The following is a 24,896-nucleotide window of genomic DNA, read 5'->3' as shown; positions in this document are numbered from 1 at the left end:
AACTCCGGTCCTTCGTCCCTGCTGGCCATGACACCTCGCCGGCCGCTCATACGGCGGCGGCCCGCGGGACCATCGCCCACCACTTCCTCCCCTGCCACTCGCCAGGGGAGTGATTCACCCTTGACGGATCGACAAGTAGGACCGTCACACGCAGGGAGGACATGCGGGGTTGTCGCGATGCTGTCGCAGCCGAACGGGGCAACGGTAGAGGTGGCAGAAGCTCACCTCTACCGAGGAGGACGTCATGAGACAGAACCCGAACCGGGGCCGCGTCTACCGCTGCTGCGCCTGTCGTGACAGCACCGGCCGACTACTCGGCCCCCGGTGCCCCAAGCTGTCCAAGGCGCGGCACGGCGGCTGGGCGTTCGCCGTCGACCTGCCGAGCCTGAACAAGCGCAGCACCATGCGCCGTACCGGTTTCGCCACCAAGGCGGCGGCCTCCGCGGCCCACTCTCATGTGCTTGAGTGCGAGCGGGCCGGTGTCAGCCTCGACGACAGCGAGACGGTCGCCCGCTACCTCACCTGCTGGCTTGAGACCAAGTCCCCGAGCCTCAAGACGAACACCGTGAACCGCTACACCGCCTACATCCACAACGACCTCATCCCCGCGCTCGGCGCCGTGCCCTTGGAGCGGCTCACTCACGACCACGTCACCCAGTTCATCCGGCGTGAGCTCACCGCCGGCCGCGGCCCAGTCACCCTGCGCCGCTGCGTGACGACCCTGTCGAGCGCGCTCAACGACGCCCGCCGCAACCACCGGCTGCCCCACAACGCCGCGCGCTTCGCCATGATCCCCCGACCGCCGGAGCCCGAGCTCACCTGCTGGAGCACCAGCCAGACAAGCGCGTTCCTGCGGCATTGCCACGCCGTTGAGGATCCGCTCGCGGACCTGTTCGAGTTGATGGTCTGCACCGGGATGCGCAAGGGCGAGACTCTGGGCCTGCACTGGGCCGATGTGGACCTCGAGGCGCGGGCACTGTTCGTGCGCTGGACGTTGGTCAGCGTCGACAACAGCCGCAGCATGTTGAACGCGCCCAAGACCCGCGGCAGCCGGGCCTGGGTCGCCCTGTCCGCCCGGGCCGTCGACGCGTTGCAGCGGCAACGCCGCCGCCAATGTCGGCAACAGGTGACCGCCCGCCATCACGACAATCTCGACCTTGTGTTCGCCAGACCCGATGGGCAACCCCTACGGCCGCAGTACGTGCTCGACCACCTGCGCCGCCTCACCGCCGACGCCGGGCTCCCGGCGATTCGGGTGCACGACCTGCGACACATCGCCGCCACGATAATGATCAACCAAGGGGTGCCGATCGCCGTTGGTGTCCAAGACGTTGCGCCACAAGAACGTGGCCACCACCATCGACATCTACGGCCACCTCACCCGCGATGCCGCCGCCGACGGCGTGAGCGCCACCTGCGCGGCCCTCGACGCGGCCGACGCCCGGGCCGACTGAGCACCATTGCAAGATCCGTGCGTGAATGCGACAGCAGCGCGACAAAATAGCCGTGAAACGATCGCAGGGGATATGCCTTCGTCGGCATATCCCCTGGTCAGATGCGTCGGGACGGCCGGATTCGAACCGACGACCCCTTGACCCCCAGTCAAGTGCGCTACCAAGCTGCGCCACGTCCCGCCCCCGCGTGGTTTCCCCCGCGGCAGCCGGTACAGCTTAGCGCAGCAGCTGCGGCCCGTCCGCACAGGCCCCACCGGCGTCGCGGCGCATCCGAACCACCCCACAGGGAGCCACCGCACAACCCCTAAAGCGTCCTAGGAGGGTGGGGTTGGATAGGGAAATGCCGGATGGGCGGGGCGCCCATCCGGCATTTGACAGAACTGGACCGCGTCAGCCGTGCGCCTTGCCTCGGCCGCCGGGGCCGAGCTTCTTACGCGGGCGGACCGAGATCTCGATCGGGCTGCCCTCGTACCCGAATTCCTCGCGGAGCTTGCGCTCGACGAAGCGCTGGTAGCCGGCGTCCAGCGGGCCGGTGGTGAAGAGCACGAACCGGGGCGGCGCCACACCGGCCTGCGTCGCGAACAGGATCCGCGGCGCCCGCCCACCCCGCACCGGGTGCGGGGTGGCCTGCACCAGCGCGGTCAGCCACTGGTTGAGGTGCGCGGTCGGCACCCGGGTTTCCCAGCTGGCCAGCGCCTTGTTCAGTGCCGGTGCCAGCTTGTCCACGGCGCGGCCGGTCATCGCCGACAGGTTCAGCCTGATCGCCCAGGGGATGCGGCGCAGCTCCCGGTCGATCTCCTTGTCCAGGTAGTACCGACGGTCGGCGTCGACCAGGTCCCACTTGTTGAACGCGATGACCAGCGCGCGGCCCGACTCGGTCACCATCGACAGGATCCGCTGGTCCTGCTCGCTGATCGGTTCGCTGGAGTCCAGCAGCACCACGGCCACCTCGGCGGCCTCGATCGCGCCGGCGGTCCGCAGGCTGGCGTAGTACTCGGTGCCGCTGGCCTTGCCGACCCGCTTGCGCAGCCCGGCCGTGTCGACCAGTTGCCAGGTCTGACCGCCGATCTCGACCAGGCTGTCCACCGGGTCCACGGTGGTGCCCGCCACCGAGTCGACGACCGCCCGCTCCTCGCCGGAGAACCGGTTGAGCAGGCTGGACTTGCCGACGTTCGGCCGCCCGACCAGCGCCACCCGGCGCGGTCCGCGCGGACGGTTCTCCACGATCGCCGGGGCCTCCGGCAGCGCGGCGAGGATGGCGTCCAGCAGGTCGCCGGAGCCGCGTCCGTGCAGCGCGGACACCGGGAACGGCTCACCGAGACCGAGCGACCACAGCGAGGTGGCCTCCATCTCGATGGAGTTGTTGTCGGCCTTGTTGGCGACCAGGATCACCGGCTTGGCGCTGCGCCGCAGCATCTTCACCGCGGCCTCGTCCACGTCGGTGGAGCCCACCATCGCGTCGACCACGAAGAGCACCACGTCGGCGGTGACGACCGCCGTCTCGGCCTGCGCCGCGATGGCCGCGGCCCGGTCCTTCGCGTCCGGTTCCCAACCGCCGGTGTCCACGACTGTGAACGCCCGGCCGTTCCACTGCGCGTCGTACGGGACCCGGTCGCGGGTCACGCCAGGGACGTCCTCGACGACCGCCTGACGGCGGCCGATGATCCGGTTGACCAGAGTGGACTTGCCCACGTTGGGGCGGCCGACGACGGCGACCACCGGCTGGGGGCCGCTCGGTTCCTCGACGATGACGTCGGGCTCCCGCAGCTCGACCCACCCACCACCATCGCTACTCATGCCACGCCCCGCTCGGTGAGCATGTCGCGCAGCCGCGCGACGACCTCGTCGATGCCCAGCTCGGTGGTGTCCAGCACCACCGCGTCGGGCGCCTGGGCGAGCGGGTTGACCTTGCGGGTCGAGTCGAGGCGGTCCCGCCGGGCCAGATCCGCGGCCGTGGCCGCCACGTCGGCGGCGTCCTCGGCGCTGCGCCGGGCGGCACGGGCCGCCTCGGAGGCGGTCAGGAAGACCTTCAGGTCGGCGTCCGGCGCGACGACCGAGCCGATGTCGCGGCCCTCGACCACCATCCGACGAGCGTTGGCGATCATCTCGCGTTGCCGGGCGACGAGCAGCTCGCGGACAGCCGGCACGGCGGCGACGGCGGATACCGCCCCGGTCACCTCCGGGCCCCGGATATCCGCGTCCACGCCCACGCCGTCGACGGTCACGGCGTACCCCTGCGGGTGGGTGCCGATGTGCAGCTTGACCTCGCTGGCGACCTTGGCCACCGACGCGGCGTCGGCGAGGTCCACGCCGGAGCGCAACACGGCAAACGTGATCGCCCGGTACATCGCCCCGGTGTCCAGGTAGCGCGCACCGATCGCGACGGCGAGCCGCCGCGACACGGTGGACTTACCCGAACCGGACGGCCCGTCCACAGCGACCACACATCGCCCGGTCCGTACGTTTTCCTCCACCGTGTCCTCCTCAGCCCGTACCTCACGGATCGCCCGGTGATCTGGCGCCGCAAGCGGTTGTCAATCGTCATCAATCATGCCCGGGTCCATTGGCGGACCCGCGCGCGACGCCGCCGGAGGCGACCCACGCCACCCGGGGCGGCCGCGTCCCGGCCATCGGTGGAGCCTACCGGCTGCCGTACCCCGAACTCGGGGGTCAGTCACCCACCACGTTGAACAGGGCGGCGACCTCGGCGTTGGTCAGCCGCCGGATCCGCCCGGTCCGCAGGTCACCGAGCCGGATCGGCCCGATCGAGGTACGGACCAGCCGGGTGACCGGGTGACCGACCTCATCCATCAGCCGCCGGACGATGTGCTTGCGCCCCTCGTGCAGGCTCAGCTCCACCTGGGCGGATTTGCCGAGAGTGTCGACCACCTTGAACGAGTCGACCTTGACCGGCCCGTCCTCCAGCTCGACGCCGGCCAGCAGCCGCTTGCTCAGGTTGCGCGGGATCGGCCCGACCACCTCGGCGAGGTACGTCTTGAGCACCTGGTACGAGGGGTGCATGAGCTTGTGCGCGAGGGTGCCGTCGTTGGTGAGCAGCAGCAGGCCCTCGCTGTCCGCGTCGAGCCGCCCGACGTGGTAGACCCGCTGCTCCAGCCGGGCGCCGATGAAGTCGGCCAGCTCGTTGCGTCCCTTTTCGTCCGCCATGGTGGTAACCACCCCACGCGGCTTGTTCATCGCCACGTAGACCAGGCGAATGTCGACCTGGAGGCGCTCCCCGTCCACGTGGATCACGGAGGTGGCCGGGTCGACCTTGTCACCGAGCTTGGCGACCCGCCCGTCCACCGTGACCCGGCGGCGGAAGATCAGGTCTTCGCAGGCACGCCGGGAACCCACGCCGGCGGCGGCGAGCACCTTCTGCAGGCGCTCAGCCCCCTCGTAGACGGGCGCGTCGGCTTTGGGGGAACGATTATCGGGTCGCATCAGCAAGCTCTTCTACGTCGTCGGGCAGGAAGGGTGCGAGGGGCGGCAGCTCGGCGACCGTGTTCAGCCCGAGCTTCTCCAGGAACAACGTGGTGGTCCGGTAGAGGAACGCCCCGCTGTCCGTTTCGGTGCCGCACTCCTCGATGAGGCCACGGGTGACCAGCGTACGGATGACCCCGTCGCAGTTCACACCCCGGATGGCTGAGATTCGCGAACGGGTCACCGGCTGCTTGTACGCAACCACGGCGAGCGTCTCCAGCGCCGCCTGGGTCAGCCGCACGGACTGCCCGTCCAACACGAACCGCTCAACGTACGTAGCGTATTCCGGCCGGGTGTACAGCCGCCACCCGCCGGCCGCCCGGCGCAGCTCGAACCCGTGCCCGGCCGCCGTGTAACCGGCGGCGATCTCGTCGAGTATCGGCCCGACCCGTTCGGCGGGTTGCTCCAGCACCTGTGCCAGCACCAGTTCGCTGACCGGCTCGTCGACGACCAGCAGGATCGCCTCCAACGCGCCGCGTAGCTCGGGGTCGGACAGCTCGGGCGCGGGCTCCGGCGCGACAGTCGCCCGCCGCCGCCCCGCCAGCTGCCGCCGGGGTACGTCCCCAGCGCCACCCGACTCCCCCACCGTGGCGTCCGTCACCGCACCGAGGTTCGGCCCCGTCGAACCCACCCCGTCCGGGGCCGCCTCACCGCGATCTGGCTCACCCTGGCCCACCTCGTCCGAGGGCACCCCGGGGGAATCGGGCCCACCCGCGGCCACCCCAACGGGATCGGGCCCACCCGGGGCGACCTCACCAGGGCCTGGCCCGTCTGCGGCCACCTCGACAGGGCCCGGTCCACCCGGGCTCACGTCGACCGGGCCCCGCCCATCCGGGTCAACCTGCGCGGACGCCGACGCGACCACGTCCGGTTCGACGGAATCGGGCGCGGCTTCTGGCTCCGGGCGAGGCGCTGCCGCCTCGGGTGCTTCGGCCTCCGGTGGGGCGGCTGACTCGTCCGGCTCCGTGGGGCTGTCGGCGGCGGGCGGGCGGGGGCGGTCCCACGGGGGGACCCAGGCGGCGGCCTGGTCGGCCAGCGAGTCCCGACGTTGCTCGTCACTCATCCCGCGCACCCTCCGTCGTTCCCGTCCCGTCCGGCCCGCCGGCCTCCCGCGTCGGCACAGGGTCAGCCCCCGCCGGCCCAGGTTCTGCCACCGCCGGCTCAGGCGCACTCCCGGCACGCTCAGACCCCGCCGGCTCAAGCTCAGCCCCCGGCGGCTCAGCCTCAGCCCCCGCCAGTTCCGGCTCGGGCTCCGGTGACTCCGGGTCGGCCGGGGTGCCGGCGTACTCGTCGACGTGCAGTTCGGTGTCGCCGTCGACCGGGCCGGTCCAGCGCACTGTCAGCTCCTCCAGGGCCTGCTCCTGCACGAACGACACCAGGCCCTCCCGGTACAGCTCCAGCAGCGCAAGGAACCGGGCCACCACCTCCAGGGTGGCCTCGCAGTCCGCGCAGAGCAGCGAGAACGTGGCGGTGCCGGCCCGGCGCAGCCGGGCGGCGAGGATCGCCGCGTGTTCCCGGACACTGACCCGGACCATGTGCACATGGGCGATGGAAACCTCCGGCACCGGCTTCGGGGTCATCGCCTTCACGGCCAGCTTCAGCAGCCGCTGGGGGCCGATGCCGAGCACCAGATCGGGCAGCGCCTCGGCGTAGCGGGCCTCCAGGCTCACGGCACGCGGATACCGTCGGCCGCCGACGGCCTCCAGCTCGGCGATGTGCGCCGCCGCCTCCTTGTACGCCTTGTACTGCAACAGCCGGGCGAAGAGCAGGTCCCGTGCCTCCAGCAGGGCGAGGTCGGCCTCGTCCTCCACCTCGGCGGCGGGCAGCAGCCGGGCCGCCTTCAGATCGAGCAGGGTCGCGGCGATGAGCAGGAACTCGCTGGCCTCGTCCAGGTCCCAGTCGTCACCCATCGCCCTGATGTAGGCGATGAACTCGTCGGTAACCGTGTGCAGGGCCACCTCGGTGACGTCGAGTTTGTGCTTGCCGATCAGTTGCAGCAGCAGGTCGAACGGGCCGGTGAAGTTGGCCAACCGCACCGTGAACCCGGTGGCAGCCGGGTCAGCGGGCTGCACACCGCCGACCACTGCCGCGTCGGCGGTCTGGGGTGGGTCGAGGGGTGGCGCGGTCACCGGACGACCGTAGTCCACGAGGCGGGCAATGGGCGTTCCGGCTACCGCTCCGACTGGGCGGCGATCACCTCGCGAGCCAGTTGACGGTAGTTACGTGCCCCGGAGGAGGCCGGGTCCATCGTCGTGATGGGTGCACCGGCCACGGTGGACTCGGGGAACTTCACCGTCTTGGTGATGACCGTCTGGTAGACCTTGTCGCCGAACGCCTCCACCACCCGCTGGAGGACCTGGCGGCAGTGCGTGGTGCGGCTGTCGTACATGGTCGCGAGGATGCCTTCGAGCTCCAGGTCGAAGTTGAGCCGCTCGCGCACCTTGTCGATGGTGTCCAGCAGCAGTGCCACACCGCGCAGGCTGAAGAACTCGCACTCCAGCGGGATGAGCACGCCGTGCGCGACGGTCAGCGCGTTGATCGCCAGCAGGCCGAGTGACGGCTGGCAGTCGATCAGGATGTAGTCGTACTCCTTGCGGACCGTGCGCAGGACCCGGGCCAGGGCCATCTCCCGGGCGACCTCGTTGACGAGCTGGATCTCGGCGGCGGAGAGGTCGATGTTGGCCGGCAGCAGGTGCAGCCCCGCGACGTCGGTCTTGATGACGACGTCCTCGGCGATGATGTCGTCCTGCATGAGCAGGTTGTAGATGGACAGGTCGAGGTTGTGCGGGTTGACGCCGAGGCCCACCGAGAGCGCGCCCTGCGGGTCGAAGTCGACGAGCAGCACCTTGCGGCCGTATTCCGCGAGCGCGGCGCCCAGGTTGATCGTGGTCGTCGTCTTACCGACGCCACCCTTCTGGTTGGCCATCGCGATGATGCGCGCGGGGCCGTGCCGATCGGTCGGCATCGGCTCCGGGATGGGCTTGCGCATCGTGTAGGCAGCCGGGTCCGCAGGACCCAGGTCCGCGCCGAGCGTGGCCTGCTGCTCGCGGAGCTCCGACGTCCAGGTCTCGGCACGGTCACCGTTGCCAGCCATGTGCTCGTTGCCCCCTCCCGACGACCCACCCGGCGTCGGAGCCGTCCGACGTCCTTCGCGGCGCCGCTGCGCACCCCGGTCGTGTCGCTCCAGGAGGTCCGCGCCGATGCCGACTGTACGCCACCGACCAGCAGGGGGTTCGGCACCGGCCCGGCGTGTCGGCGTCGACAGCGACCGGTTCAGCCCTGGGCGCGGGGATGCGCGGTCGCGTACACCTCGCGCAACCGCTCCACGGTGACCAACGTGTAGACCTGGGTGGTGGTCACCGACGCGTGGCCGAGCAGTTCCTGGACCACCCGGACGTCGGCGCCGCCGTCGAGCAGATGGGTGGCGTAGGAGTGGCGCAGGGTGTGCGGGGAGACCGCGGCCGGCCCGTCGACGGGCAGCCCGGCCCGGTCGGCGGCGCGGCGCAGGATGCCCCAGGCGCCCTGGCGGGACAACGCGCCGCCGCGGGCGTTGAGGAACACCGCCGGGGTGCCCCGGCCGGCGGCGGCCAGCCCGGGACGGGCCCGGACCAGGTAGGCGCGCACGGCGTCGACGGCGTACCCGCCGATGGGCACCAGCCGCACCCGGCCGCCCTTGCCGCGCAGCAGCGCCGTGCCGTCGTCGGTGTCGAGGTCGTCCACGGCGGCGCCGACCGCTTCGGAGATGCGCGCGCCGGTGCCGTACAGGAACTCCAGCAGCGCCCGGTCGCGCAGCGCGAGGGGCGCGTCGTCACCGGTCGCGGTGATCGGGCCGGCGGTCTCCAGCAGCCGGACCACGTCGTCGACCGGTAGCGCCCGGGGCAGCCGCCGGGGCGGCGTGGGCGGGCGGACGTCGCGGCTCGGATCGGCGCCGGCCAGGCCCTCACGCACCGCGAAGCGGTGCAGGCCCCGCACCGCGCTGGCCGCGCGGGCGGCGGAGGAGACGGCGAGGGGCGGGTGCGCGTCGTCGCCGGCGCGCAGCCGCGCCAGGTGCGACTCGACGAGGCCGGCGCCGACCGACGCGAGGTCGGTGACGCCGGCATCGGCCAGGGTGGCGAGATAGCGGTCCAGATCCCGGCGGTACGAGGCGAGCGTGTTCGCGGACAGGCCACGTTCGACGGTCAGGTGGTCGAGGTAACCGCGAACGGCACGGCGCAGCGCCGGCGTGGGTGCGGTGCCCACGCCGGCGGAGTCCCTGCCGCCGCTCAGCCCGCCACCGTTCAGGCCAGGGCGTCGGCCAGCGGGAGCACGTCCATGCCGTGCGCCTCGGCGACCGGGCCGTAGGTGACCTGCCCGGCGTGGGTGTTGAGGCCCAGCGCCAGCGCCGGGTCGTTGCGCAGCGCCTCGCGCCAGCCCTGGTTCGCCAGTTCCAGGGCGTACGGCAGGGTGACGTTGGTCAGGGCGTAGGTGCTGGTGTTCGGCACCGCGCCGGGCATGTTCGCGACGCAGTAGAAGATCGACTCGTGCACCTTGTAGACCGGGTCGGCGTGCGTGGTGGGGCGCGAGTCCTCGAAGCAGCCGCCCTGGTCGATGGCGATGTCGACAAGCACGCTGCCCGGCTTCATCCGGGAGACCAGCTCGTTGGAGATCAGCGTCGGGGCCTTCGTGCCGGGCACCAGCACCGCGCCGATGACCAGGTCGGCGTCGAGCACGGCGCGCTCGACCTCGTAGGCGTTGGAGGCGACGGTCTGCAGGTGGCCCCGGTAGATGGCGTCGGCCTGCCGCAGCCGGGCGACGTTCTTGTCCAGCAGCAGCACCTCGGACTGCAGGCCCAGCGCGATGGCGGCGGCGTTCATGCCGGAGACGCCCGCGCCGATGACCACGGTCTTGGCCGCGTACACGCCGGAGACACCGCCGGGCAGCACACCGCGCCCACCACCGGTGCGCATCATGTAGAAGGCGCCCATCTGCGGGGCGAGCCGGCCGGCCACCTCGGACATCGGGGCGAGCAGCGGCAGCGACCGGTCGGGCAGCTCGACGGTCTCGTACGCGATGCCGGTCACCCGGCGGTCGATCAGCGCGTCGGTGCACTCCTTGGAGGCGGCCAGGTGCAGATAGGTGAAGAGCACCTGCCCCTCACGCATCCGGTGGTACTCCTCGGCGATCGGCTCCTTGACCTTGAGCACCAGCTCGGCGGTCTCCCACACCTCGTCGGCGGTGGCGAGGATCGTCGCGCCAGCGGTGGCGAACTCCTCGTCGGTGATGCTGGAGCCAACCCCGGCGCCGGACTCGACGAAGACCTGGTGGCCGCTGCGGGTGAACTCGTTGACACCCGCTGGCGTGATCGCCACGCGGTACTCGTGGTTCTTGACCTCGCGTGGGATTCCGACCTTCACGATGCAGACACCTCTCTTCGGGGCTGCTCTCCCCCGACTGCTCGGTGCCACGACGGCCCCTTTGCCATCGCGGTACACCGGTCCTGCGGCGGCAGTCTAGGCGCGCCCGGCACCGCCGCGAGCCAGCACAGTGGCACCCGGTGCCCGGGTGTCCTGACGATGTGTCAGGGCACCGCCGGCATTCGGCGGTCGAGCGTCACCTCAGCCAACAGGACAATGTTTCACCATTATCGTCCCATCTGCCGGGCGGCGGTGCGGACAGCCGGCGAGTGGATCACTAATGTGTCCGCCCATGACCACTCCTCCTTACCAGCCCGGTTACCCCCAGCCGGGGCACCCCCAGGGCGTCTCCGACAAGAGCAAGATCGTCGCGGGCATCCTCGGCATCCTGCTCGGCACCTTCGGTGCCGGTCGGTTCTACACCGGACACACCAAGATCGCCGTTCTCCAGCTCGTCGTGAGCCTGGTGACCTGCGGCGTCGGCGCTCTCTGGGGCCTCGTCGACGGCATTCTCATCCTGGTCAACGGCGGAACGGACGCGCAGGGACGTCCGCTGCGCGACTCCTAGACCAACAAACGGAAGGGGCCCCGCGGCTGACCGCGGGGCCCCTTCTCGTGCGTACTCCCCCACCGGGCTGGACCGGCGGCGACGCTCAGCGCGGCAGCGGCGCGTCCGCCCGACGCAGCTGCGCGAAACCGGTGTCCCGGGCGCGGGCCGCGGCCAGCAGCCCGGCCACCGCTGACGCGTTGGTGATCTCACCGGCCAGGACCATGGCGACCGCCTCGTCCAGGTCGATCCGGACGACCTGGAGGTCGGCCTCCTCGTCGTGGCGCTCATGCCGCTCGTCGGCCGGCACATCGGCGAGGTCGCGGGCCAGGAACACCCGCACGATCTCGTTGGTGAACCCCGGCGAGCTGTGCAGGTCCACCAGCACGTCGACCCGCCCGGCGGTGAGGTCGGCCTCCTCGGCCAACTCCCGCAGCGCGGCCACCGGCAACTCCTCGCCGGAGACGTCCATCAGACCGGCCGGCAGCTCCCACAGGTGCCGCCCGACCGGGTGCCGGTACTGCCGGATCAGCACCACCTGGCCGGCGTCGTCGAGCGCCACCACTGCCACCGCCCCGACGTGCCGGACGAGGTCCCGCAGCGCGGTCCCACCGCCCGGCATGGTCACCTCCTCGGTGACCACGTCGAAGATCCGCCCCCGGTACCGCTCCTCCCGGGAACGCACCTCGTAGCGGTGCTCAAGGTTGCTCACGAGGCCGACGACGCCTTCGTCGCGGCGCCGTTGCGGGCGGCCTTACGCGTCGTCGGGGCCTCCGCCGCCGCGTCCAGGTCGACGGGCAGCTGGTCGGCCTGCGAGTACGCCACCGCCGCCTTGACGAACGAGGCGAACAGCGGGTGCGGGCGCGTCGGGCGGCTCTTCAACTCGGGGTGCGCCTGGGTGGCCACGAAGAACGGGTGCAGGCTCCGGTCCAGTTCGATGAACTCGACCAGCCGGCCGTCCGGCGAGGTGCCGGAAATGTGCAGGCCCGCCTTCGTCAGCGCGTCCCGGTAGGCGTTGTTCACCTCGTACCGGTGCCGGTGCCGCTCGCTGATCTCGGTGCTGCCGTACGCCTCGGCGACGATCGAACCCTCGGTCAACGTCGCCGGGTACGCGCCCAGCCGCATGGTGCCGCCCAGGTCACCGCGACCGGCGACGATGTCCTCCTGGTCGGCCATCGTGGCGATGACCGGGTGGGCCGCCTGCTCGTCGAACTCCAACGAGTTGGCGCCGTCCAGGTCGGCCAGGTGCCGGGCCACCTCGATGGTCATGCACTGCAGGCCGAGGCACAGGCCCAGCAGCGGAATGCCGGCCTCACGGGCGTACCGGGCGGTGCCGATCTTGCCCTCGATGCCGCGGACGCCGAACCCGCCGGGGATGAGGATGCCGTCCACCCCGGCCAACGCCGCGGCGGCGCCGGCCGGGGTGACGCACTCGTCGCTGGGCACCCAGCGCAGCTGCACCCGGGCCCGGTGGCCGAAGCCCGCCGCCCGGATCGCTTCACTCACCGACAGGTACGCATCGGGCAGGTCGACGTACTTGCCGACCACCGCGACGGTGACGGTGTGCCGGGGACGGTGCACCCGCTCCAGCAGATCGTCCCAACTGGCCCAGTCCACGTCCCGGAAGGAAAGGCCGAGCCGGCGCACCACGTACGCGTCGAGCCCCTCCCGGTGCAGCACCTTCGGGATGTCGTAGATGCTCGGCGCGTCCGGGGCGGCGACGACCGCCTCGGCGTCCACGTCGCAGTAGAGCGACAGCTTCTCCTTGAGCTTCACCGGGATCTCCCGGTCACAGCGGAGCACTATCGCGTCCGGCTGGATACCGATGTTGCGCAGCTGCGCCACCGAGTGCTGCGTCGGCTTGGTCTTCAGCTCACCCGAGGGCGCCAGGTACGGCACCAGCGAGACGTGCAGGTAGAAGCAGTTGTCGCGGCCCAGGTCGTGGCGGACCTGACGGATCGCCTCCAGGAACGGCAGCGACTCGATGTCGCCGACAGTGCCACCGACCTCGGTGATCACCACGTCGGGGACCTGGCCGTCCTCGTCCGGGTCGGCCATCGCCAGGATCCGCGACTTGATCTCGTTGGTGATGTGCGGGATGACCTGAACGGTGTCGCCCAGGTACTCGCCGCGCCGCTCCTTGGCGATCACGTCGGAGTAGATCTGACCGGTGGTGACGTTCGCCTTGCCGGACAGCGCCCGGTCGAGGAACCGCTCGTAGTGCCCGACGTCGAGGTCGGTCTCGGCGCCGTCCTCGGTGACGAAGACCTCACCGTGCTGGAACGGGTTCATCGTCCCCGGGTCGACGTTCAGGTAGGGGTCGAGCTTCTGCATCACCACGCGCAACCCGCGCGCTGTCAGCAGGTTGCCGAGGCTGGAGGCGGTGAGGCCCTTACCCAGCGAGGAGGCGACGCCCCCGGTGACGAAAATGTGCCTGGTCGTCCGTGCTGATGGGGCCAAGGCCTGCTCCCGTGTCGTCTGTCGCGGTCATGCAGACCGCCGTGCTTGATCAGCAAAGTGATCACGCGATCCACGGGATTTGACGGTAACACCTCCCGGGCGGGTACCCGCAGGCCGCACCCCGGCTGCGACACCTCCGGGCCATCCGGACGAGGCCCGGCGCTCAGGACGCGGCAACCTCCGTCGATGACCGGGAGACCTGCCGGGGCGCTACGGGCACCGTCGGCGCGGCGTCCGGCGTCGACCCGCTCGCGGTCGGCTCGGCCGGTTCGTCGGCGTCCCCGCGGCGCTCGTCCGCAGGGTCCGACGCCGGTCGGGCGACCTTCGCCGGCGCGCTCGGGGTCGGCCCGGTGATCGGACGGGGATGCACGGCACCCAGTGGCCCGCCGCCGCCCGTCGGACCGTCGCCCCCACCGACCGGGCCGACCCCGCCGGACCCCGAGTCGTCGTCGGCGCCGTTGGCGCGGGAGCGGTCCGCTGCCGGACGGGTCCGGTCCGCGGCGTGCCCGAGCACCCGCAGCGACGCCAGGGCGGCCATCGGCACCACCAGGGCGGCGGCAGCGCCCATCACGTCCAGGGCCGCGCCGTCGAGCACACCACCGAGCACCGCGGCGACCACAGTGCCGGCCATCGCGGCCCGGACCGCCGGGTAGATGCCGAACAGCCGCATCAGCCCGCCCCACGGCTGCAACAGGGCGAACCACACCAGCAACCCGCCGGCCAACGCCAGCACCGTCAGCGGGCTGTTGACCAACGTCTCGAAGTTCTCCGTGCTGGACCGGTGCACGGCGAACCCGCCAGTGCCGTCACCGAGCGCGGAAAGGAACCGACCCAGGCTGCCCCGCTCCGCCGCAGGACGCCGCAGGTCCACCACGGCGAACCCGATACCGACCGCCAGCGCGGCCATGGCGGCCCAGGCCAGCCGGCTGATCGTCAACCAGCCGCCGGCGCTGATCACGGCGGCGACGCTCACCCCGGCGGTGAGCGCGATCGCGCCGACCGGGTCGGCGCCCAGGTACGGGCTGCCGACCACCACCACGGCGAGGCCACCCACCGCCACCATCACCGCCGGCCGCCAGCCACGGTGCACCCGTTGGGCGAACCAACCGGCGGTGACCAGCGCACCGGCGAGGAACACTCCCAGCCCCACGGTGCTCAGCCCGGCGTACCGGCCGCCCTGCAACGCGGAGTAGCCGACCACGCCGTTGAGCTGCAGGCGGGCCCCGGTGAGCACGTCCAGCCCCACCACGAGCGTGGTGAGGCCGGCCACCGCGCCGAGCGGCCCGAGCGTGTTCGCGTACCCGGGGGCGAACCGCACCGCCGCGGTGCCGGCGGCCACCAGCAACGCGGTCACCCCGGCGAAGATCCACCCCGGGTGCTCACCGCGCCACCAGGGCACCGCGTCGGTCAGCAGCGCCGCCGGCACTGTCAACGCCGCGGCGACCAGCAGCAACTCCATCACCGCCACGATCCGCCCGGAGACGGGCGTCGGGCCGGCCGGGCCGGCGTGCGGACGGGCCCGGCGCAGCAGCGGCAGGATCGCGAGGGCCAGCAGCACCTGCACCCCGGCGAGCAGCGCGAAGAACACCCCGGAGACGGAGCGCTGGGCGGCCGCCTCCCGGTCGGCGTTCGCCGGCGCGTTGATGGCCTCGGTCAGGTCGGCGGGACGGCCGCCGGTGCTGACCGCCGGACGGCCGAGGAAGAGCCGCTCCGGCATGGGCCGGCCCAACGCGGCCAGGGCGGTCGGCGCGAGGTCGACAAGTTGCAGGTACCCGTCCCGGCCGGTGCTGGCCGAGGTGAGCCACCCCCGCTCCCAGCCCGGCCCGTCGGCGACCGCCACGTGCAGCCGGGCCGGCTGGGTGGTGTCGGAGATCCCCGCGACCAGCACCAACGACCGTGGGGGTCGCGCCGCCAGCACCCGGGCCAGCTCGGCGTCCGCCGCGCGGGCCTCCTCGGCGCGGGTGGCCGGGTCGGCCCCCTTGACGGTGCCGAGGTCGACGATGCTCAGCACACACGAGCCGAGCAGCGGCCGCGGATCGGCCGGCAGCCCCGAGGCGTACCGGTCGACGCGGCCGAACGGTCGGGCGGCGGCCACCGCCGCGCCCGGGCCGACGGCGACGGAGCACCGCACCGACTCGGACAACGAGCCGGGCATGGCGCCCCAGGGCAGCCGCTGCTGGTTGTACTGGACCACGCTCTCCTGGTCGGGCAGGTTCGCGCCGATGCCGTCCGGCTGTTCCACCGTCACCGCCGCCGACGGGCAACCGTCGACCGACCGGCTGCCGTTCCACGCGGCGAAGCTTCCCGCGCCCAACGTCAGCCAGCCGTCCACCGGGCAGGTCGGCCGGTGCGCGGAACGCACCGACAGTGAGCCGATCGAGCCGTCCTGGGCCATCCGCCACAGCGTCGGGGTGCTCTGCGGATCCACGTCATCCCAGCGCAGCCCGGCGATCCCGGCGAGCACCACGAAGTCGGCGGTGCGTTGCGGGGTGCCCTGGGGTGGGCGGGCGGCGAGCGCGGTGACACCCAGCGCCACCACGAGCACTGTCAGCAGGGCGGGGGCGATTCGGCGCAGCATCACCGGTGTCCCGTTCTCGGGGCGTCGGAGCCCGGGGCGGCCGCCGGACCGCCGGGGTTCCCGGCCAGCTCGGCGTAGAGGGCAGCAAGCGTGGCGACGGTGTCCGCCTCGGTCGGCCACGTCGCCGCCCGTTCGGCGCCACGCCGGCCCAACTCCGCCCGCGCCGCCGGGTCGTCCAGCAACGCGCGTACGGCCGCGTCGACAGCGTCCACGTCACCGGCGGGGACCAGCGTGGCCGCGTCGCCGACCAGGCCCGGGAGCCCGCCGACAGCGGTGGCCACCAGTGGCACGCCAGCGCGCAGCGCCTCCTGGGCGAAGAGCTGTCGCGCCTCCCAGTCGCTGGTCACCACCGCCAGGTCGGCGCCGGCGAGCAGGTCGGCCACGTCGGTGCGGTGCCCCAGCAGGGTCACCGGTGCGCGGGCGGCGGAGGTCCGCGCGGCGAGCGGCAGATACGCCGGCCCGCTGCCCGCGATCACCACGACCGGCGGCGGGGTACGCGTACGCCAGCGGGCCGCCGCGTCGATCAGCACGTCGTAGCGCTTCTGCGGGTGCAACCGACCGACCGAGACGATCAACGGCTGGTCCGGGCGGACGCCGAACTCGGCGCGTACCGCCGCCGGGCGTCGACGCGGCGCGGGCAGCGCCGGCGCGGCGACCGGGGCCAGCCGGGCGTCGGCGGCACCCACCTCGGCGGCCCGTCGCACCAGGTCCTCCGAGGCGCCGAGCGCCACCCGCACGCCCCGGGCGACCACCCGTTCGACGAGCCGGGACACCCCGCCCCGCAGCCCCCCGGCGAGCACCGCGTTGTGCCAGGTGACGATCACCGGGGCGGCCGGACGGGCCAGCACGGCGACCAACCCGGCCCGCAGGCCGTGCGCGTGCACCACGTCGACGTGAGCGGCCGCGAGCGCCCGGCGCAGCGCGAGCACCGCCCGCGCGTCGGCCGGCGTCGGGCTGGCCGGGATCTCCACCGGCTCGAACCGCGCACCCACACCGGTGAAGTCGAACTGCTCCTGGGTGGCGGCGGGCCCGCAGACCAGGACCGTGGTGCCGCCCGCGACGAGGCCACGAGCCACCGAACGGACGTGCTGGCCGACCCCGCCGGTGCTGGACGCGAGCACCAACGCGACGGTGCCCGACCAGCCGGCAGGCAGAGCTGGCTCAGTCATGCGTCGCCGTCTCCTTCCCGTCGCCCCGCTGCGCGGAGCCCGCGCCCGGTGTCGGCGCACCGCCGGACGGCCCCCGCCGGCCCAGACGCCGCAGCACCCCGGCGAGCAGTGGCTGCACGTCCCGCCGGTCGACGAACCAGACCACGGCGAGGAACACCACCCCAACCAGAACCCCGGACAGCATGCCCTGACCGAACGCCGCCGCCGTCGTCGGGGTGCCGCCGTCCGACTGGTCGAGCCAACGGCTGAGGCCCAACCCGGCGAGCCCGGCCAGCACACCGGCGAGGCCACCGGCCGCTCCGGCCCGTGCCGCTCCCGCGAGGGCGGGACGGCCGGCGCTGCGCAACACCGCCACGAGCAGCAGGGCGCCGAGCACCAGCATCCCCACCGAGTTCGCGGCGGTCACAGCGAGCACCCGGTCGGCGGTGGGGAGCAGCACCGTCAACGGCAGCGCCACGGCCGGGACGACCAGCCAGCCGAGGGTGATCGCCACCGTCGCCGACCGCGTGTCGCCGCGCGCGTAGAGCGCGCGGGACAGGATCGCGAACAGGCCGTAGCCGAGCAGACCCGGCGCGAACCCGCTGATGGCCGCCGCGGTGGACTCCGGATTGTCCGGGTAGAAGAGGGCGGCGATCGGCTGCGCGGTACCGATCAACGCCGCGACGCCCAGGCAACTGAAAAGCAGCACCCCACGCACCGCGCCGGAGAGGGTCCGTCGATAACCGTCCTCGTCACCGGCGGCGCTGGCGGTGGCCAGGGTGGGATAGGACGCCACCGCCAGCGGCACGGCCAGGACCGCCCACGGCAGCAGGTAGATCGCCTGGGCCAGGTTGAACACCTGGGGGGAGCCGGTGGGGCCGCCGGAGACCCGGTTCAAGACCACCAGGAGCGCGATCTGCTGTGCGGCCACCGTCACCGCGCCGGCAGTGGCGAGGCCGCCGATCCGCGCCCGCGCGTCGGCGGTGAAGGCGTACCCGAACCGGGGCCGTAGCCGCAACCGCCGCAGCGGGATCAGCAGCGAGAGCGACAGCACGACGACGCCCAGGGTGGTGCCGCCGGAGAGGAGCAGTTCGCCGCTGCGGCCGACCTGGGCCACGGACACGCCTCGACCCTGAGCGGCCCCGAAGGCCACGTAGACGACGACCACGGTGAGGCTGGACAGCAGCGGCGCGATGACTGGCCAGGCGAAGCGTCGGTGTGCCTGGAGGACGCCGGTGAGCACGATGCCGATCCCGTAGAGCGGCAACTGCGGGGCGAACACGCGCAGCATCCGGGCGCCGGAGGCGAGTTCCGACGCCGATCGTCCCTCGCTGATCACCGAGATGATCGGGTCGGCGAACACGACGACGAGCACGGCGAGGGGAACCAGCAGACTCACCGTCCAGGTGAGCAAGGCCCCGGTGGTCGCCGCCACCGTCCGCCGGTCGTCCGCCGCGACCGCCCCGGCCAGCAGTGGCACAACCAGGCTGGCCAACGCCCCGCCCGCGACGATCTCGAAGACGATGTTCGGCACCGTGTTGGCGATGACGTACATGCCGCCCAGGTCGCTCTGCTCGACCACCCAGGTGAACACGGCGGTGCGGCCGAAGCCGGCGAGTCGGCTGGCCACGGTGAGGACGGCGATGAGCGCGGCTGCCCCGGCCAGCCGGCCGGCGCCGGCGAGGGGTGCCGGTCTGGTCACGTCAGTCGGCGCGTCGGCCCAGTGCGTCGAGGTCGCGGAGCCCCGGGGTCCGCTGGATCACCGCGGTGAAGCTGACCTTCTCGCTGGCGGCGGTGAGCCCGGCCAGGACGGCGAGCAGACCGGCCCGGCCCAGCGGGCCGGTACGGGCGGCGAGCGCGACACCGAGCACCGCCCCGAGCGCGTTCGCGCCACTGTCGCCGAGCATCACGTCCTCGGCCAGGTCGTCGCGGAGCAGGCCGGCGGCGGCGCCGGCAGCGCCCGCGGCGATCCCGCCCTGCGGGCCGCCGGTCAGCGGCGCCGCGAGCAGCAGCCCGGACTTGAGGGCGCGGCCCGGCCGCAGGTCGAGCAGATTCAGCAGGTTGGCCGTGCCGGCGATCACGCCGGCGCCGAGCAGCACGTCGACACCCCGGCCGAACGCACGATGCCGCTGCCGGCGCGGGTGCGCGGCGACCCGCGGGTCGGCGGCGAGCAGCGCGGCGGCGCCCAGCCCGGCGGCGCCCACCCCCACGACCTTGACCAGACCGGCGGTGACCCGCCCCTCGCGCAGCGCGGCGAGGTGCCCGGCGAAGCCCTTGGCCGCCTTCTGCTCCGGCCGCGCGCCGACCACGTCGTCGTACAGGCCGACGCCGCCCGCGCCGAGACCGGCGACCAGGGCGGCCCCACCGGCGGCGCCGCCGGTGGCACCGAACGCGCCGGCGGCGGCCGCGCCCGCGGCGAGCGCCGGCCCGGCGGCCAGGCTCACCGTGCGGCCACGGAAGTTGGTGCGGTCCAACGCGGGCCCGGCCGGCGAGGTACGCGCCTCACGCAGCACGTAGCGGGCCGCCGCGGCGCCCGCGCCGGCGATCAACAGCCGGCCCAGGGCGCTCACGCCGTCACCTCGCTGGCGCGGTCACGCGCCACCTGGTCGGATCCGGACACGGGGGTACGTCGTTCGCTCACTGGGGCAGTCTAGGCAACAGGCCGGAGGCGGCGTTGTCGCCGACGCCGTACTGCCCGGCCTTCTTCTCGGTGAGCTGCTGCACCAGGGCGAGGGTGGTGACCACCTGACCCTGCACGGTGTTGGCGTTGTCGACCGTGGAGATGGTCTGGGCGAGCACCGGGTCGCCGCGCACCACACCGACCAGGTTGCCGCCGACGGAACCGTTGCCGGCCACCACGATCGCCCCGGTGCGGTCGAACTGCTCGGCGATCTTGACCACCGATTCGTCCCGCTTGTCGGAGTCCTTGTCGACGTACGGCTGACCGCTGACCACGACGACCGCCTCCGCCGAGGCGGTGACCTTGTTGCTGTCGGTGGTCAGGTAGCCGGCGTTGTTGTAGGCGGCGAGCACCGCCCGACGGTCGGCGTCACTGACCGGCGCGACGCCCTGGGGCCGGTCCAGCAGGACACTGGCCAGCAGCGCGCTGGAGGTCTCCACGCCGTGCCCGTTGCCGGGCAGGCCGGTGGTCTGCGCGGTCGGGCGGGCGGCGGTGACGGCCAACTCCAGCAGGTTGGAGTTGTTGTCCGGGTTGATGAACTTGTCCTGCAGGTCGATCTGGCCGGTGATGGTGGCCCCGGCCTGCTGGAGCTTCTTGAGCACGCTCTCGGTGTGGTCACGCCCGTTGGGCAGGCTGAGCACCGCGACCCGACGCGCGGTGAGGGTGCCGGGCAGGAGGAGCTGGGAGGTCTGCTCGGCGAACTCCTCTTCCAGCGCGAGTTGCTTCTCCATGTTGCTGACCGTCTGACGCCACTGCTGGTTGTCCTTGCGCAGCCCGGTGACCTGCTCCTTGAGCGAGTCGGCGACCGGGCCGTTGAGGGCGGCTGTGCCGACCACCAGGCCGATCGCCAGAGCCAGGAAGACCGCGGTGAGGGACACCACGTGGTAGCGGAAGTTGATCACGCTTGCAGCCTCTTGATCGGTCGGGAACTAGAAAAGCCGGTACAGCTGGAACACGAAATTGTCCCACCACTCGGCGACCACGCCCAGGTACGCCTTCCCGACTGTCGACACGGCCACCGCGGACGCCATCGCCGCGATCGCCGACAGCACCAGCAGCAGCAGCGACGAACCGGAGATGCTCTGCCGGTAGAGCCGGCTCACCCCCTTGGCGTCGACAAGCTTGCCACCGACCTTCAACCGGGTCAGGAACGTCGAGGCCATCCCGCCGCGGCCCTTGTCGAGGAACTCGACGAGGGTGGCGTGGGTGCCGACCGCGACCAGCAGCGAGGCGCCCTTCTCGTCGGCGAGCAGCATGGCCAGATCCTCGCTGGTCGCCGCAGCCGGGAAGGTGATCGCCGGCACACCGAGGCCGTTGACCCGGGGCAGGCCGGGCGCGCGCCCGTCCGGGTACGCGTGCACGATCACCTCGGCGCCGCAGCGCAGCACGTCGTCGGTGACCGAATCCATGTCCCCGATGATCATGTCAGGGGTGTAGCCGGCCTCGACCAGGGCGTCCGCGCCGCCGTCGACGCCGATGAGCACCGGCTTGAACTCCCGGATGTACGGGCGCAACACGTCCAGGTCGGCCTTGTAGTCGTAGCCGCGCACCACGATCAGGCAGTGCCGACCCTGCATCTGGGTCTCGATGTCCGGCACCCCGACACCGTCGAGCAGCAGGTCGCGTTCCTGACGCAGGTAGTCCATCGTGTTGGCGGCGAACGCCTCCAACTGCACCGACAGACCCTCCCGGGCGTCCGCCATCGCCTTACCGACCGACTCGGCGTCCTGAAGGCTGCCGTGCGCCACCGGCTCGTCACCGGCGAAGACCGTGTTGCCCTCGATGCGCACCTGGTCGCCCTCGCGGATGCGCTCGAAGACGCCCTCCCCCAGGTCGTCGAGGAGCGGAATGCCGGCGGCGATCAACACCTCCGGGCCGAGGTTCGGGTAACGACCGGAGACCGAGGGCTTCGCGTTGAGCACCGCCGCGACCCCGACGGCGACGAGTGAGTCGGCCGCCACCCGGTCCAGGTCGACGTGGTCGATGACCGCGATGTCACCGGGGCGCAGCCGACCGACCAGGCGTTTCGTCCGGCGATCAAGGCGCGCGGTGCCGAGGACTCTGCCCGGTTCGGAGTTCCGGTTCCGGCGCAACGTGGGTAGACGCATCGTGACCATCCTGGCATGTGAGGCAGGCTTTTCTGTCGCGACATGCCTGAGCAGGGCCGCCTACCCAGGGAAGCACACACCGGCACAAGCCGGTGTGCTTGCGCTCACAATACGCGGCGTCACAACCGCCTTTCCTTGGCGGCCACTGCCAAAAGCTCCTCGGCGTGAGCGATACCCAGATCCGAATCGGGCAAACCCGCCAGCATGCGCGCCAACTCCCGAGCCCGCTCGGTGTCCTCCACCACCCGCACCCCACTGGTCGTCACCGCGCCGCCGGTGTCCTTCGCCACCACCAGGTGCCGGTCGGCGAACGCCGCCACCTGCGGCAGGTGCGTGACCACCAGCACCTGATGGCTGCGGGCCAGTCGGGCCAACCGGCGACCGATCTCCACCGCCGCCTGCCCGCCGACCCCCGCGTCGACCTCGTCGAAGACCAACGTCGGCGGGCCACCGGAGCCGGCGAACACGACCTCGATGGCGAGCATCACCCGGGACAACTCACCACCGGAGGCGCCGCGCTGCAACGGCAGCGACGGCGCGCCAGGGTGGGCCAGCAACCGCAGCTCCACCTCGTCACCGCCGTCCGACGTGACACCCACCTCCACGCCGTTGACCGCAAGCGTCGGCTCGGCACGCCCGGCCGGACGGGGCAGCACCGCCACCTCGATCCGCGCGTGCGGCATCGCCAGCCCGGCCAGCTCGACGGTGACCTGGTCGGCGAAGCGGACCGCCGCCTCCTGCCGGGACGTGGACACCCGCCCGGCCAGGTCGGCCACCTCCACGGCGAGCCGCTGACCCTCCCGCTCCAACTCGTCGAGAACGTCGTCGGACATGTCCAGGTCGGACAGTCGGGTACGCGCCCGGTCGGCCCAGGCGATCACCCCGTCGACGTCGTCGGCGTACTTGCGGGTCAACGCGCGCAGCGCCGCCCGCCGCTCGTAGACGTGCTGCAACCGGGCCGGGTCCGCGTCCAGCGTCGCCAGGTACGCCGACAGCTCCGCCGACACGTCGGTGACCAGCGTGGCCGCCTCCTCCAGGCGGGCCGCCAGCTCACCGAGCGCCGGATCGGTGCCGGACTGCGCCTCCAGGGTCCGCCGGGCGGTGCCGAGCAGCGCCGCCGCGTCCGGGGTCTCCTCGGCGGCCTCCGCGCCACCGGCCACGCACTGCTGGGCGATCTGCGCGGCCGTCCGCAGGCCCTCGGCGTGCTCCAACCGCTGCGCCTCGGTCTTCAGCTCGTCGTCCTCACCGGGCTGCGGATCGACCCGGGTGATCTCGTCGAGGCCCAACCGCAGCAGGTCGGCCTCCTGGTTGCGCTCGCGGGCGTTGCGCCGACGGTCGGCCAGGTCGTCGACGACCCGACGCCACCCCGTGTACGCCTCACGCAGCGCGTCGAGCAGCTTCTCGTGCGCCGGGCCGGCGAACCGGTCCAGTGCGGCCCGCTGCTCGGCCGGGCGCAGCAACCGCAGCTGGTCGGACTGACCGTGCACCGCGACCGCCTGCTCGCCGACCTCACCGAGCATCGACACCGGCATGCTCCGGCCGCCGACGTGCGCTCGCGAACGCCCCTCCACCGTCACCGTGCGGCTCAACAGCACCGAGCCGTCCTCGTCGGGTTCGCCGCCCGCCTCGATGATCCGCGCGTGCACCGCGTCGGCGACCCGCCCGTGCAGCCGCAGCCGCCCCTCCACCACCGCACGACCGGGTTGGGCGCGGACCCGCCCGGCGTCGGCCCGGCCGCCGAAGAGCAGGCCGAGGCCGGTGACCACCATCGTCTTGCCCGCACCGGTCTCGCCGGTGATGACGTTCATGCCGCCGGTCAACGGCAGCGTGGTGTCTTCGATGACGCCCAGTCCGGTGATGCGCAGCTCTTCCAGCACAGCCACCGACAGTAGACGCGAGGCCCGACACTTGACCAGCCGACGGGCCCGGGTACGGCCCGTACCCGGCCGACGTACAGTTCTGCCCCGTGTTGGACGTGATCGGCCTGACCTCGGCTGAGGAGGAGCTCTACCGCTGCCTGCTCCAGCTCACCACCGCCCGCATCGACGAGTTGGCCGGTCGCCTGCACCGACCCCGTGAGCAGGTCATCGCCCAGGTCGAGGCACTGCGGGGCAAGGGCCTCGTGCAGCGCAGCGACAACGACCCGGACGCCCCGCTGCGCCCGACCGCCCCGGACGTCGCCCTCGGCGCGACGCTGCTGCGGCGTCAGGAGGACCTGGAGTCGGCCCGCCGACTGGTCACCCAACTGGCCGAGGAATACCGCTCCGGACTGCGCCGACACCACGTCGACCACCTGGTCGAGGTGATCACCGGCGCCCGGGTTCTTCGGGACCGGCTTCGCGACCTGCAGAACTCGGCCCGGACCGAGGTGCTCTGGTTCTGCCGGGCCAATCCTCTCGCCATGGCCGGCCCGGAGAATCTCGAGGAGTTCGACGCGCTGGCCCGTGGGGTCAGCTACCGGGCCATCTACGAACGTGACCTGCTACTGGAGCCGGGCGCGTTGGCCGACCTGGCCAAGGGGGTCGCCGCCGGGGAGCAGGCCCGCGTCCTGGACCGGCTGCCGGTCCGACTGGCCATCGTGGACGCCCGCACCGCCATCTGCCCGCTGGTGCCCGACCGCGACGGCGGCGAACCGAGCGCCGCCGTGATCGGCCGCAGTCAACTGCTCGACGCGCTACTCGCCCTCTTCGAGAGCCACTGGCGGGTGGCCACCCGGCTGCGCCTCGACGACCCCCTCGCCGTCGCGGCCCCCGAAAATCGACGGCCCGAGCCCGCTGACCAGCCGGGCGACGGCTACCAGCCCGACGCCGACGAAGCCCGGCTGCTGTCGCTGTTCGTGGCGGGCGTACCGGACAAGTCCATCGCCTCCCAGCTCGGGGTGAGCCGGCGCACCGTGCAACGGCGCATCGCCGACCTGATGGCCGCCGCCGGCGTGGACACCCGACCCGGGTTGGCGTTCCAGGTGGCCCGACGCGGCTGGCTCTGACGCGTGAGAGCCCGCCGTCGACCGACGGCGGACCCTCGACCGGCAGGGCGGGACGGCCAGGC

General features: G+C 72.5%; 20 protein-coding genes and 1 tRNA gene. 3 read left to right on the top strand and 18 right to left on the bottom strand.

Features of this window, described 5'->3' with window-relative positions; all coding sequences use genetic code 11:
* Window positions 1–244: 244 nt before the first annotated feature.
* Window positions 245–1,504, top strand: coding sequence for a site-specific integrase (locus OHB44_RS13495; protein ID WP_330440894.1), 1,260 nt, complete (start codon window positions 245–247; stop codon window positions 1,502–1,504).
* A 56-nt stretch (window positions 1,505–1,560) separates the two neighbouring features.
* Here the strand turns inward: OHB44_RS13495 and OHB44_RS13490 are convergent.
* The 9 genes from OHB44_RS13490 to ald form a co-directional block, all read right to left on the bottom strand.
* A tRNA-Pro gene (locus OHB44_RS13490) sits at window positions 1,561–1,634 on the bottom strand.
* A gap of 210 nt (window positions 1,635–1,844) precedes the next feature.
* Window positions 1,845–3,251, bottom strand: coding sequence for a ribosome biogenesis GTPase Der (gene der, locus OHB44_RS13485; RefSeq protein ID WP_238687164.1), 1,407 nt, complete (start codon window positions 3,249–3,251; stop codon window positions 1,845–1,847).
* Window positions 3,248–3,928 (bottom strand): (d)CMP kinase, encoded by a 681-nt coding sequence (gene cmk, locus OHB44_RS13480; RefSeq protein ID WP_238687163.1) that lies wholly within the window; start codon window positions 3,926–3,928, stop codon window positions 3,248–3,250. Before cmk ends, der begins: the two co-directional genes overlap by 4 nt.
* A gap of 196 nt (window positions 3,929–4,124) precedes the next feature.
* Window positions 4,125–4,895: a pseudouridine synthase gene (locus OHB44_RS13475; RefSeq protein WP_210784817.1), complete on the bottom strand. Its 771-nt coding sequence runs from the start codon at window positions 4,893–4,895 to the stop codon at window positions 4,125–4,127.
* Complete coding sequence (gene scpB, locus OHB44_RS13470) at window positions 4,882–5,997, bottom strand: SMC-Scp complex subunit ScpB (RefSeq protein WP_330440893.1); 1,116 nt, start codon at window positions 5,995–5,997, stop codon at window positions 4,882–4,884. The genes OHB44_RS13475 and scpB overlap by 14 nt, the downstream gene beginning before the upstream one ends.
* Window positions 5,990–7,063, bottom strand: coding sequence for a segregation and condensation protein A (locus OHB44_RS13465; RefSeq protein WP_330440892.1), 1,074 nt, complete (start codon window positions 7,061–7,063; stop codon window positions 5,990–5,992). Before OHB44_RS13465 ends, scpB begins: the two co-directional genes overlap by 8 nt.
* Before the next feature lie 41 nt (window positions 7,064–7,104).
* The gene (locus tag OHB44_RS13460) at window positions 7,105–8,028 is read right to left on the bottom strand and encodes a ParA family protein (protein WP_030487987.1); all 924 of its coding nucleotides are present in this window, start codon (window positions 8,026–8,028) and stop codon (window positions 7,105–7,107) included.
* 179 nt (window positions 8,029–8,207) lie between these two features.
* Complete coding sequence (locus tag OHB44_RS13455) at window positions 8,208–9,173, bottom strand: site-specific tyrosine recombinase XerD (RefSeq protein WP_238687160.1); 966 nt, start codon at window positions 9,171–9,173, stop codon at window positions 8,208–8,210.
* A 38-nt stretch (window positions 9,174–9,211) separates the two neighbouring features.
* Window positions 9,212–10,327 carry an alanine dehydrogenase gene (gene ald / locus OHB44_RS13450; RefSeq protein WP_238687159.1) on the bottom strand — a complete coding sequence of 372 codons (1,116 nt, stop codon included), beginning with the start codon at window positions 10,325–10,327 and terminating at the stop codon, window positions 9,212–9,214.
* A gap of 292 nt (window positions 10,328–10,619) precedes the next feature.
* Here ald and OHB44_RS13445 point away from each other — a divergent pair, with 292 nt between their 5' ends.
* Window positions 10,620–10,895, top strand: coding sequence for a TM2 domain-containing protein (locus tag OHB44_RS13445; RefSeq protein ID WP_330440891.1), 276 nt, complete (start codon window positions 10,620–10,622; stop codon window positions 10,893–10,895).
* 85 nt (window positions 10,896–10,980) lie between these two features.
* On the opposite strand, the gene OHB44_RS13440 is transcribed toward OHB44_RS13445, so the two are convergent.
* The 9 genes from OHB44_RS13440 to recN form a co-directional block, all read right to left on the bottom strand.
* Window positions 10,981–11,586, bottom strand: coding sequence for an NUDIX domain-containing protein (locus tag OHB44_RS13440; RefSeq protein ID WP_266302967.1), 606 nt, complete (start codon window positions 11,584–11,586; stop codon window positions 10,981–10,983).
* Window positions 11,583–13,334, bottom strand: a complete 1,752-nt coding sequence (locus tag OHB44_RS13435) for a CTP synthase (protein ID WP_091407255.1) — start codon at window positions 13,332–13,334, stop codon at window positions 11,583–11,585. The genes OHB44_RS13440 and OHB44_RS13435 overlap by 4 nt, the downstream gene beginning before the upstream one ends.
* 163 nt (window positions 13,335–13,497) lie before the next feature.
* Window positions 13,498–15,912, bottom strand: a complete 2,415-nt coding sequence (locus OHB44_RS13430; RefSeq protein WP_238687180.1) for a hypothetical protein — start codon at window positions 15,910–15,912, stop codon at window positions 13,498–13,500.
* Window positions 15,912–17,081: a glycosyltransferase family 4 protein gene (locus OHB44_RS13425; protein WP_330440890.1), complete on the bottom strand. Its 1,170-nt coding sequence runs from the start codon at window positions 17,079–17,081 to the stop codon at window positions 15,912–15,914. Before OHB44_RS13425 ends, OHB44_RS13430 begins: the two co-directional genes overlap by 1 nt.
* Window positions 17,074–18,762, bottom strand: a complete 1,689-nt coding sequence (gene murJ / locus OHB44_RS13420) for a murein biosynthesis integral membrane protein MurJ (protein ID WP_330440889.1) — start codon at window positions 18,760–18,762, stop codon at window positions 17,074–17,076. The genes OHB44_RS13425 and murJ overlap by 8 nt, the downstream gene beginning before the upstream one ends.
* Before the next feature lies 1 nt (window position 18,763).
* Window positions 18,764–19,630, bottom strand: coding sequence for a hypothetical protein (locus OHB44_RS13415; RefSeq protein ID WP_266302970.1), 867 nt, complete (start codon window positions 19,628–19,630; stop codon window positions 18,764–18,766).
* 67 nt (window positions 19,631–19,697) lie between these two features.
* Entirely contained in the window at window positions 19,698–20,642 is a 945-nt protein-coding gene (locus OHB44_RS13410; protein WP_238687124.1) for a copper transporter, read from the bottom strand.
* A gap of 27 nt (window positions 20,643–20,669) precedes the next feature.
* Complete coding sequence (steA, locus tag OHB44_RS13405) at window positions 20,670–21,848, bottom strand: putative cytokinetic ring protein SteA (protein WP_091407271.1); 1,179 nt, start codon at window positions 21,846–21,848, stop codon at window positions 20,670–20,672.
* A 119-nt stretch (window positions 21,849–21,967) separates the two neighbouring features.
* Window positions 21,968–23,725: a DNA repair protein RecN gene (gene recN / locus OHB44_RS13400; protein ID WP_238687131.1), complete on the bottom strand. Its 1,758-nt coding sequence runs from the start codon at window positions 23,723–23,725 to the stop codon at window positions 21,968–21,970.
* An 89-nt stretch (window positions 23,726–23,814) separates the two neighbouring features.
* On the opposite strand from recN, the gene OHB44_RS13395 reads away from it, so the two are divergent.
* Window positions 23,815–24,834: a helix-turn-helix domain-containing protein gene (locus OHB44_RS13395; protein ID WP_330440888.1), complete on the top strand. Its 1,020-nt coding sequence runs from the start codon at window positions 23,815–23,817 to the stop codon at window positions 24,832–24,834.
* Window positions 24,835–24,896: the final 62 nt, after the last annotated feature.

This window comes from Micromonospora sp. NBC_00821 (assembly GCF_036347035.1).
Lineage (GTDB): Bacteria > Actinomycetota > Actinomycetes > Mycobacteriales > Micromonosporaceae > Micromonospora > Micromonospora hortensis.
Note: the sequence above shows the minus strand (reverse complement) of the source record. Positions and strands in the feature narration are given on the sequence as shown.